We start from the raw sequence: 9,290 nt of genomic DNA, 5'->3' as shown, positions 1-9,290 counted from the left end.
CTAGCTGATGGTATTCCTTATTATTGGCATATAAGTCTTCTGGCCGTCCTAAAGCAAGGTTTCCCTTTCCTAAAAAGAGTACTTCCGATGCTTTCCCCACTTGCTTCATTTTATGAGTGATTTCGATAACCAGAGCTTCTTGAGCCAATAAATCCAGCAGGTCATAGATGAGAGATTCATTTTCCTGATCCACATTGGAAGTGATCTCATCAAAAATATAAAGAGAACGTTTGGCTAACATGGCCCGTACACAAATAAGCTGCTGACGCTGTCCAGGCGACAGTTGATTCCCATTTTCCCCCACTGGGGTAGCCAGCCCCTGAGGCAGTTTATCAATAAAGGATAGTAGTTTTTTTTCAGCCAGCCAAGTTTCAATCTCTGACTGAGACAAGTCCGTTGCTAACTGCAAATTTTCTAAAATGCTGCTATTCAGGAGAGTACTATTTGATGATACATACATGACTTGTGGATAAAGAGACTGCTGCGATATGCCTTCTAGAGACTTAGAACCAAAGAAAATATTGCCCGAACTCGCTCGGAGTTTTCCCAACAACAGCTTAGCCAAGGTCGTCTTTCCTCGACCACTCTCACCTGCAATAGCAAAAACCTGTCCGCGACTAAGCTCAAAAGACAGATTTTTAAATAGGAACTGGCCGTCAAAGCCGAATGTCAGCTTGTCCACTCTAAGTCGGTCAAAGGCTGGCAGCTCCACAGCAGACTCCTGAGGTCTTTTTTCTACCGAATCGAGAAAAATGAAAATCCGATCTGCCATTTGGGTCGTCATCATGACCAGATGCATCCCATATCCTGCCTCCCGAATCGGTGCGAAAAATTCAGTCGCTATCAACACAAAGAAAAGCATGGTAAAGAGCGATAAGTTTCCCGCAGCCAACATACCTGCTGCAACAAAGCCAGAAATCCCAATCCCCAAATACATGACTGCATCCATATAGCCAACAGACTGCAACTGAAAACCCAAAAGCTCCATCGTTGCATCACGAAAATCCTCTGCCTGTTCAGCAAACTCTCGCTCATATTTACCATCTGCCTGATAAGAATAAAGCGTATTGAGTCCTTGCAGATCATCTAAAAATAGATTCCCCACATCCATATAAGAAGCCCAATAGCGAGCCATGATCCTGCGCGAACGTTTCTGCATCAGTATGATGGAAACAGGTATGAAAGGCAAAGATAGGATAAAAATCAGGCCTCCCAAAGGAAAAAGAAAGAAAACAATGATTAGTACTGTCAGACAATTAAAATAAGTTCGCAAATTGAGCGATAAGTAGTAGGAATAGTAAGTATCTAAGCTGTCAATCCCTTGCGAAGCCACCGTTAAAATATCCGCAGCTGTCCGGCCGTCCTTAAATTCCCCATCCTTGTCTATAAAAGCCTGAAAAAATGCTGCTTTAAGTCTATCTCTGGCAAATTGCGAAGCCAATCCTTGATAGCGTTTAGCCAAAAGAGAAATGGCAAAGCCTAGTCCGTTGAAAAACACCAGCCAGCAAAACACCTGAGGAAGAGAGATGACAATCCCATCATACAAGTCAGCCAAAACTTTCGCAATCAAGGCAAAACTTAGAATCCGCATCAAAAACTGCCCCCAAGACAAAAAAGCTGATAAATAGACCAGTTTCAGCTTGGGTCGAATTTGTTCTTTTAAGCGCCCTGTCAGTTCTTTCCTTCGCGCCCTAGAAATTTTTTCTTTTTGTTGTGTCATGTTTCCCCCTGATAGAAGTCTGCCTTCATTTTAGTCAGTTGCAAATAAAATTCTTGATACAAGTTACCTTCCACTCCCATAGTCTAGAAAGACAACCTGCCTAATTGAAGCAAATTACAGAATAGATTAAGCAACTATCCTACTTTTATTTACCTGCATTTAATCATTATAGCATTCTGGAAAAAGAATGTAAATTAAATTTTCAGACTTTTTAATCTATTATGATAGCAAAAAAGACTTCCAAATGGAAGTCTTGTCTAGCGATGACTGATTTTTCTGGTTAGGAAATCTCCTAAAAACTGGATAAAGAAAATGAGGAGCAAGAGCAAAACAGTTGCTAAAATAGTCACATCTTGGTTGAAGCGCTGATAACCATAGGCAATCGCTACATTTCCAAGACCGCCTGCACCAATCGCTCCCGCCATGGCTGTTTCACCGACTAGCGAGATTAAGGTCACCGTTGTCACCCGAATCAAATCTGGTAAGCCCTCGCGTAGATAAACCCCAATAATATCCCATGAGTTGGCACCAACTGCCTGGGCCGCTTCAATCACACCGCGGTCTAATTCAGATAGAACCACCTGTACCTGACGAGCAAAGAAAGGAAAGACTGCCAAAGATAGCGGTACTAAAGCCGCTGTTGGACCAATTCCTGTTCCCACAATCATCCGTGTGAAGGGATTGATCAAAGCAAGGAGAATGATAAATGGAATCGCCCGAAAGATGGACGTCACCTTGTCCAAGATGAAAAAGGCTGTTTTATTTTCTAAAATGCCACCCGGCGCTGTCAATACAAGGAAAAGTCCAGCCACCAAGCCTAGAATCCCACCAATCAGAAAGGAAATAATTGTCATATAAAAGGTCAGATAAATCGCTGTTCCCCAGCCAGCCTGACCCGACCAGCCCATTTTATAGACATTGGGCAAAAATGTTTTAATAAACTCTATCAATCTAAATTCCTCCCTTAAGCACCTTTAATTCTACGCCAGCAGCTTGTAAATTGCTCTGAACTGCCGCAAGATTTTCAGTATTTCCTGATAAAATAACTACCATCTCCCCGACAGGTACATGGTCTAAAATCTCAATGTTGGCGTGTAAAATATTGGCCGACACCTGATACTGCTTGTAGATATCATTGATAATGGCTGTATCTGTCACCGTACCGGAATATTTCAAATGCGCCAAAACCGAATCCGCCGGCAGATTTTGGACAATCTTCTGCTGATTGATTTTAACCATGGCTTCAGTGATGCCTGTTGCCGTGGTGATAAAATCTTTGGTCAATTCGTTCTGTGGATTGGTAAAAATATCCAAGACCGAGCCTTCCTCGATCAATTTCCCGTTCTGCATAACAGCCACGCGATTGGCAATATCTTTGACAATTTGCATTTCGTGCGTGATGAGTACAATCGTCAGCCCCAACTTTTGGTTCAAATCCTGAAGCAAAGCCAAAATTTGCTTAGTTGTTTTAGGATCCAGAGCCGAAGTCGCTTCATCTGAAATCAAGATTTTCGGGTCATTGGCCAAGGCTCTAGCAATCGCCACACGCTGCTTCTGCCCGCCAGATAGTTGAGACGGATAATTATCCGCTCGATCTTCCAGACCTACCAATTCTAAAAGCCTGTGAACCTTCTCCTCTTTTTCAGTAGCAGACAGGGAGGAGTGCTTCAAGGCAAATGCGACATTTTCCTTGGCTGTCATCTGGGCCATCAAATTAAAATGCTGGAAAATCATCCCAATATCTTTTCGCTTTTCCCGCAGTTGAGCCGCATTCAGCTGGACACTGCCCTTATCATACAGCACTGTCCCATCAACGGTAATTTTCCCGTCGGATGGTTTCTGTAATAAATTGATAACCCGCACCAGAGTGGACTTTCCAGCACCGGAATAACCTACGATACCATAAATATCTCCCTGATTAATGTGGATGGTCACATCTTCAACCGCTTTGATGGCACGATTTTTCTGAGTGAAAGTGACATCAATGTGGTCTAATTTGATAATTTCATTGCTCATAACTTCTGATTAACTCCTTGATTAATTCAATATGGGTATAATAATCGGCAATCTTGACATTTTCATCGCCACCATGATCCCGACTGTTGGCATTTCCCAAGCCAAAGGCAGCCATCGGAACTTCCAAAGCCTCAAAGACTGTATGCATGGGTCCTGTTCCTGCCGAGGTTGGAAGCACCGAGATGCCTTCTGGATAAAAATCCTTGGCCAGTTCAATGACATTCAGGATAGATGGAGCACTCATATCGCTACGATAGCTCATTTCTCCCAGTGTATAGGTTAATTCTACCTTATCATAGTCATTTTTGTCCAGTTGCTTGCGAATCTTGTCCAAGACATCACGGGGCTCTAAGCCTGGCACCAAGCGCACTTCCATCTTGGCAGATGCATGTGCTGGTAGGATGGTTTTAACCCCTTGTCCCTGATAGCCCGAACCAAAACCTTCAATGTTAATGGCTGGCTCAAAATAGAAGCGACGGAGAAATTCCTGCCTTTCCTCCTTCAAGACTGGAAGCTGGAGGCCGTAGATTTCCTTCAATTCTTCTGGTGTCTTCAAAGCATACTGGGCAATCAAAGCCAGCTCTCGCTCATTGGGCTCCTGTACTTGCTCATAAATGCCCTCAACTAAAATTCGACCGTCAGCACTTCGTAGGCTGGAAATGGCATTCATCAAATACCAAGAAGCGGAATTGATGACACCCCCATAGCTAGAATGAATATCGACTTCTGCACTGTGAACAGACATATCAAAGGTGACAATGCCCTTATTCCCACCAGAAATTTCCAACTGGCCTAGATTGTTACGCGTGCCCTGCTCCCAGACCAGCAAATCTGCTCCCCGCAAACGTTTCTTGTGCTTGGCCAGATATTTATCCAAGTCTGTCGAAGCTGACTCCTCTGCTCCCTCCATCATAAAGATGATGTTGACTGGCAGAGAACCATGCTCTCGGATATACTTGCGCACCGCTGTTAAACGCGCAGTAATGTGTCCCTTGTCATCATCGACCCCGCGGCCATACATAACACCATAATGAACCGACAGAGTAAAGGGATCGTTGGTCCAAGGCTGGTCATTATCGGCTGGCACCGTATCATAGTGGTTGTAGAAAATGATGGTCTTGGCCTCAGGATTGTCTGACTGAAACTCTGCCAATACAAAGGGAGCCGTGTAGCTGTCATCAATCATCACTTTAGCACCCACGGCAGTGAAAATTTCTCCCAGATAGGTAGCTACCTCTTTGAGTCCAATTTGCTGGGCAAAGATAGACTTTTTAGAAATCAAGGTCCGCAACACCTCAAAATAGTGTTGGGCCACCTCATCATTTTCAAACTTTTTAATTTGTTCACTCTCAGTTGAGAAAGGCATGTACAACTCCTACTAATCGCATCTGTTTAAAGATTATCTGCTATGATTCACGAAAGAGCAAAGACTGACCGTACTGTAAGTCCTTGACTCTGCTTTTAAAAATGGCTAAATCATCTCTGCCAATAAAAACCCTAACTAATAGCAGATAAAGGGCTGGAGAAATCCATTCCCCGCCCTTTCTATCTTCAATTATTTTCTATAAAATCTTACCAAACTGGTTGATCCATACCGTCTGAAGACTCTTCAATGACTTTTTTGACTTCGTCAGTCTGGTAAGCCTTGATGATTTTCTTGATAGCATCTGCCTTGTCAGATTTTTCCCAATCTTTCTTAGCAGCAATCAGGTTGTACCAAAGTTTAGAGTTTTCATCAGTCTGTTCTTTGTAAAGAGCGCTCTTGTAGTCAATACCAGCTTCGCGAACGAAGGTATTGTTGACAACCGCTGCATCTACAGAAGTAAGAGAAGCTGCTGTTTGAGAAGCATCCAATTCAGAAATTTTCAAGTTCTTCTTGTTTTCTTTGATATTGGCAACAGTCGCAAGCTCAGTCGAATCCACATCCAACTTAATCAAACCAGCTGCTTGAAGAAGGTTCAAGGCACGGCTTTCGTTTGTCGCATCATTTGGCACAGCAATGCTGCCGTTTTCTGGAATGTCTTTCACATCAGTATATTTATTTTTGCCATCTTTGGTACCAGAGTAAAGACGAATTGGTGCGATATAAGTATCTGCTACAGAAACCAAATCTGCATTGTTCTCTTTATTCCAGTTTTGCAGGTAGTAGTAATGCTGGAAGGCGTTGATATCCACATCACCATCACGAACCGCTTGGTTCGGTTGAGAGTAGTCTGTAAATTGAGTAAAGTCTAATTTAACTCCCGCTTTATCCTTATCAAGGATTTCCTGAACCTTGTTCCAACGCGCTTCTTCTGTATCGCTGAGGCTCATCACGCCGACTTTTACAGTGACTGTTGCACTGTCTGCTGACTTAGCGTCTTTAGATGTTGAAGACGAGCAAGCCGCCAAACCAAACGCTGCAGCAGCGAAAAGTGCTGTTGCACCAAACCATTTTTTCAATTTCATAAGAAAATCTCCTTAATATATATTTTTTATTGATGATGAATGAAAGGAACCAATCTCTTATACCTCACGGAAGAGAGAATCGTTACTTATTTGATATCCTTGGCATCTGGCAAATAGGTGCCCCCAAAGAATTCTTTTGATAATTTTTCAAGCGTCCCATCCTCGTAGAGTTCCTTGATTCGTTTGTTAACGAAGGTTTGGAGCTCTTCCTGTCCGGAGGCAAGGAGCGGATAGACATAGGGTTGTTGGTCACTTGGAAGTTCGATCACTTCAACATTATCCAAGCCTTGTTCTTTAATAATCGTATCCACCGTGATACGCTCAAAAATCTTGTAGTCTGAGCGGCCGTCGTTCAGATTGGCCAAGATTTGCTGGATTGTACCATCTGTATAGTTGATGGTTGTCGGATTAGCACTGTGCTCTTCATTGTACTTTTCCAGCTGTTTGGCTGTTGAAGTCCCTTGAACAACTTCAGTAGACTTGCCACCGATATCATCTAGCGACTTGATGTTCACCCCTTTACGAACCACCAAGACCGTTGGGTTTTTGGCGTATGGATTGGTATAAAGGTATTTGCCAGCACGTTCTTCAGAATAACTGATGTTATTGGCACCGATTTGGTAGCGGTCACTGTCTAAGCCAGAGAAAACAGAAGCCCATTTGGTTTTGTTGAAGTTGACTTCGTACTTATCTGAACCTTTAAAGATTTCACGAAGCACCTCAATTTCGTAACCAGTTAGGTTTCCTTCCTTGTCCTCATAAGAGAAAGGCTTAGTCGTTCCAACTGTTCCAATTTCAACTGTCGTTTTCTTTGAAGCACTGTCCTTGCTTGACGAAGACGAGCAGGCCACCAGCAATCCAACTGCAAGACTTCCTACCACAGCAGTGGCGGTATATTTCAATAATTTTTTAATATTCATATTCCTATTTCCTCCTAAAAGCTTGATTCTATCATACCAGATTTAGAAAATCTTGGCCATTATATGTTTTTTATCAGGGCGATAGATTTTCTTTATCACTGATTCGATAGTTCAAACTATTTTCAGGCGATAGAAATCCTGCTTTTCTATAATAACAAAAGAAAGTGACCTTGCCTAGTTCTTATTTTCTATAGAAGACTATAGTTATTTCTTATAGTGCTGAAGGAGAAAAAGGGCGTTTTCGACATAGTAAGGAACAGAGACCTGAAAGGCTGTATCGTCAATCATCATGCTATCATGGTGCAGGTCAGGTGCATCTGCTGCACCATTTGAGCCGATAAAAGCAAAAACACCAGGAATTTTTTCTTGATAAAAGGCAAAGTCTTCTCCAGCAGAAGACGGCTGGGCAGGCAATAGCTCCCCAATATTCTGGGAATTTTCAAAAACAAGCTCTGCTAATTCTAGATCATTATAGGTCACTGGCGGAGTCTGATCCCAGACAATACTGACTTTAGCACCGAAATTCTCCGCAGTATGCTCCACAATACGGATAAAATCTGCTTTCAAACGCTTTTGCAACTCAGGATTAAAACAACGAATGGTTCCTTCAAAGAAGCCATTTTGCGGCAAGACATTCCAAGTCGCCCCAGCCTCAATGTGGGTCACAGACAAAACAACTGGCTCAAAGGGCGAGACAGTCCGAGAAATCAGAGCTTGGAGATTTTGAATCATGCTGGTCAGAGTCAGCACCGTATCCACTCCTAAATCTGGTCGAGCCGCATGGCTGCTGACTCCCTCAACAGTCACCTTAAACTTTTCCACACCTGCCATCATGGCTCCCGCCTTCAAGGCGATTTGCCCAGCTTTTAACTGGGGCATATTGTGAAAACCGATAATCGCAACCACATCATCCAGCAAACCCGTAGCCAGAACTTGACTGGCTCCTTGAGATGTTTCCTCGGCTGGCTGAAAAATCAGGCGAATGGTTCCCTGTAAATCTTCTTCCATAGCCTTGAGCAACTCCGCTGCTCCCAAGAGACTGGCCTGATGAAAATCATGACCGCAGGCATGCATAACACCTGGATGCAGACTGGCATAAGGCAGACCTGTCTGCTCTAAAATAGGCAGGGCATCAATATCTGCTCTCAGGGCGATAACTGGCTCTCCCTGACCGATTTCTGCAATCAAGCCCGTTTCTAAACCAGAGTCCAAGATTTTAATCCCCAACTCTCTCAAATAACGACTTAGAAAAGCCGTCGTTTCATACTCTTGCCCAGACAACTCCGGATGCTGATGAAGATAGTGACGCGTTTTTATTAATTTATCATAGAACTGTTTCATAAGCATTCCTCCACAGACAGATTTTGTCAATAAGTATAACATATTTTCCGCTATTACCATAGTCATTAGTCAAGAAGAATCACCAAATCGCAACCATCGTCAAGCAGAAAATTGCTCAAAAACTAATCGACAAAGTCTCTATGACGGCCATCGACGGCCATCGCTGAAAACTTGGCTATCTCTACTTCCACCGTCATTCGTAAATTGAAAGAATTCAAGTTCAAGACTGACCTCAACTGGCTTCCAGAACACATGAGCTAGGATGTGGAAACAGTCAGGAAAGTGACTGTTTCAATCGGCAGATAAAGATGAGCTTCATTGCGCAGGATTTTGACTCGCTCAAGGTCATCACAATTTTGGACGGACGAACGCAAGCAACCATTCGCAATCACTTTCTGCGCTATTCCAGACAAGTCCGAAACCGCGTTAAAGTCATTACAATGGACATGTTTAGTCCCTACTACGATATTGCCAGAAAACTATTTCCAAACGCTAAAATCGTTCTGGATCGTTTTCACATTGTCCAACACCTGAACCGGGCTATGAACCGTCTTCACATCCAAATCATGAATCAATTGGATCGAAAATCGCACGAGTACAGGGCGATTAAACGCTACTGGAAACTCATCCAACAAGATAGTCGGAAACTCAGCGATAAACGATTTTATCGCCCAACTTTTCGCATGCATTTGACCAATCAAGAGATTCTAGAAAAGCTGCTCTCTTTCTCTCAAGAACTCAGAGAACACTATGACCTCTACCAACTCTTGCTTTTTCATTTTCAAGAGAAACAAGCTGAGCATTTCTTTGGACTCATTGAAGATACAATTTCTTGTATAAATCCT

At 43.0% G+C, this 9,290-nt stretch carries 7 protein-coding genes and 1 pseudogene; 1 reads left to right on the top strand and 7 read right to left on the bottom strand.

What is annotated here, in order from left to right; all coding sequences use genetic code 11:
- The 7 genes from STRDD04_RS06490 to STRDD04_RS06460 all read right to left on the bottom strand — a co-directional run.
- Positions 1 to 1,720: ABC transporter ATP-binding protein/permease (locus STRDD04_RS06490; protein WP_062200441.1), on the bottom strand; the 1,720-nt coding region annotated here is incomplete at its 3' end.
- A 257-nt stretch (positions 1,721 to 1,977) separates the two neighbouring features.
- Positions 1,978 to 2,628: a methionine ABC transporter permease gene (locus tag STRDD04_RS06485; RefSeq protein ID WP_410468293.1), complete on the bottom strand. Its 651-nt coding sequence runs from the start codon at positions 2,626 to 2,628 to the stop codon at positions 1,978 to 1,980.
- Positions 2,629 to 2,671: 43 nt separating this feature from the next.
- Positions 2,672 to 3,736 carry a methionine ABC transporter ATP-binding protein gene (locus STRDD04_RS06480; RefSeq protein ID WP_062200436.1) on the bottom strand — a complete coding sequence of 355 codons (1,065 nt, stop codon included), beginning with the start codon at positions 3,734 to 3,736 and terminating at the stop codon, positions 2,672 to 2,674.
- Positions 3,726 to 5,102 (bottom strand): M20/M25/M40 family metallo-hydrolase, encoded by a 1,377-nt coding sequence (locus STRDD04_RS06475; protein WP_062200433.1) that lies wholly within the window; start codon positions 5,100 to 5,102, stop codon positions 3,726 to 3,728. The genes STRDD04_RS06480 and STRDD04_RS06475 overlap by 11 nt, the downstream gene beginning before the upstream one ends.
- Before the next feature lie 206 nt (positions 5,103 to 5,308).
- Positions 5,309 to 6,184: a MetQ/NlpA family ABC transporter substrate-binding protein gene (locus tag STRDD04_RS06470; RefSeq protein WP_062200432.1), complete on the bottom strand. Its 876-nt coding sequence runs from the start codon at positions 6,182 to 6,184 to the stop codon at positions 5,309 to 5,311.
- A gap of 86 nt (positions 6,185 to 6,270) precedes the next feature.
- Positions 6,271 to 7,104 carry an amino acid ABC transporter substrate-binding protein gene (locus STRDD04_RS06465; RefSeq protein WP_062200429.1) on the bottom strand — a complete coding sequence of 278 codons (834 nt, stop codon included), beginning with the start codon at positions 7,102 to 7,104 and terminating at the stop codon, positions 6,271 to 6,273.
- 204 nt (positions 7,105 to 7,308) lie between these two features.
- A complete protein-coding gene (locus STRDD04_RS06460; RefSeq protein WP_062200427.1) occupies positions 7,309 to 8,445 on the bottom strand; it encodes an amidohydrolase in 1,137 nt (378 codons plus the stop codon).
- A gap of 62 nt (positions 8,446 to 8,507) precedes the next feature.
- Here STRDD04_RS06460 and STRDD04_RS06455 point away from each other — a divergent pair.
- Positions 8,508 to 9,290: pseudogene (locus tag STRDD04_RS06455) on the top strand (transposase); the annotation flags it as partial.

This window comes from Streptococcus sp. DD04 (assembly GCF_001578725.1).
GTDB classification, from domain to species: Bacteria; Bacillota; Bacilli; order Lactobacillales; family Streptococcaceae; genus Streptococcus; species Streptococcus sinensis.
Note: the sequence above shows the minus strand (reverse complement) of the source record. Positions and strands in the feature narration are given on the sequence as shown.

Excerpts from the sequence above, each read along its gene's own strand:
- STRDD04_RS06485 (WP_410468293.1), bottom strand. The coding sequence starts at position 2,628 with ATGGGCTGGTCGGGTCAGGCTGGCTGGGGAACAGCGATTTATCTGACC.
- STRDD04_RS06480 (WP_062200436.1), bottom strand. The coding sequence starts at position 3,736 with ATGAGCAATGAAATTATCAAATTAGACCACATTGATGTCACTTTCACT.
- STRDD04_RS06475 (WP_062200433.1), bottom strand. The coding sequence starts at position 5,102 with ATGCCTTTCTCAACTGAGAGTGAACAAATTAAAAAGTTTGAAAATGAT.
- STRDD04_RS06470 (WP_062200432.1), bottom strand. The coding sequence starts at position 6,184 with ATGAAATTGAAAAAATGGTTTGGTGCAACAGCACTTTTCGCTGCTGCA.
- STRDD04_RS06465 (WP_062200429.1), bottom strand. The coding sequence starts at position 7,104 with ATGAATATTAAAAAATTATTGAAATATACCGCCACTGCTGTGGTAGGA.
- STRDD04_RS06460 (WP_062200427.1), bottom strand. The coding sequence starts at position 8,445 with ATGAAACAGTTCTATGATAAATTAATAAAAACGCGTCACTATCTTCAT.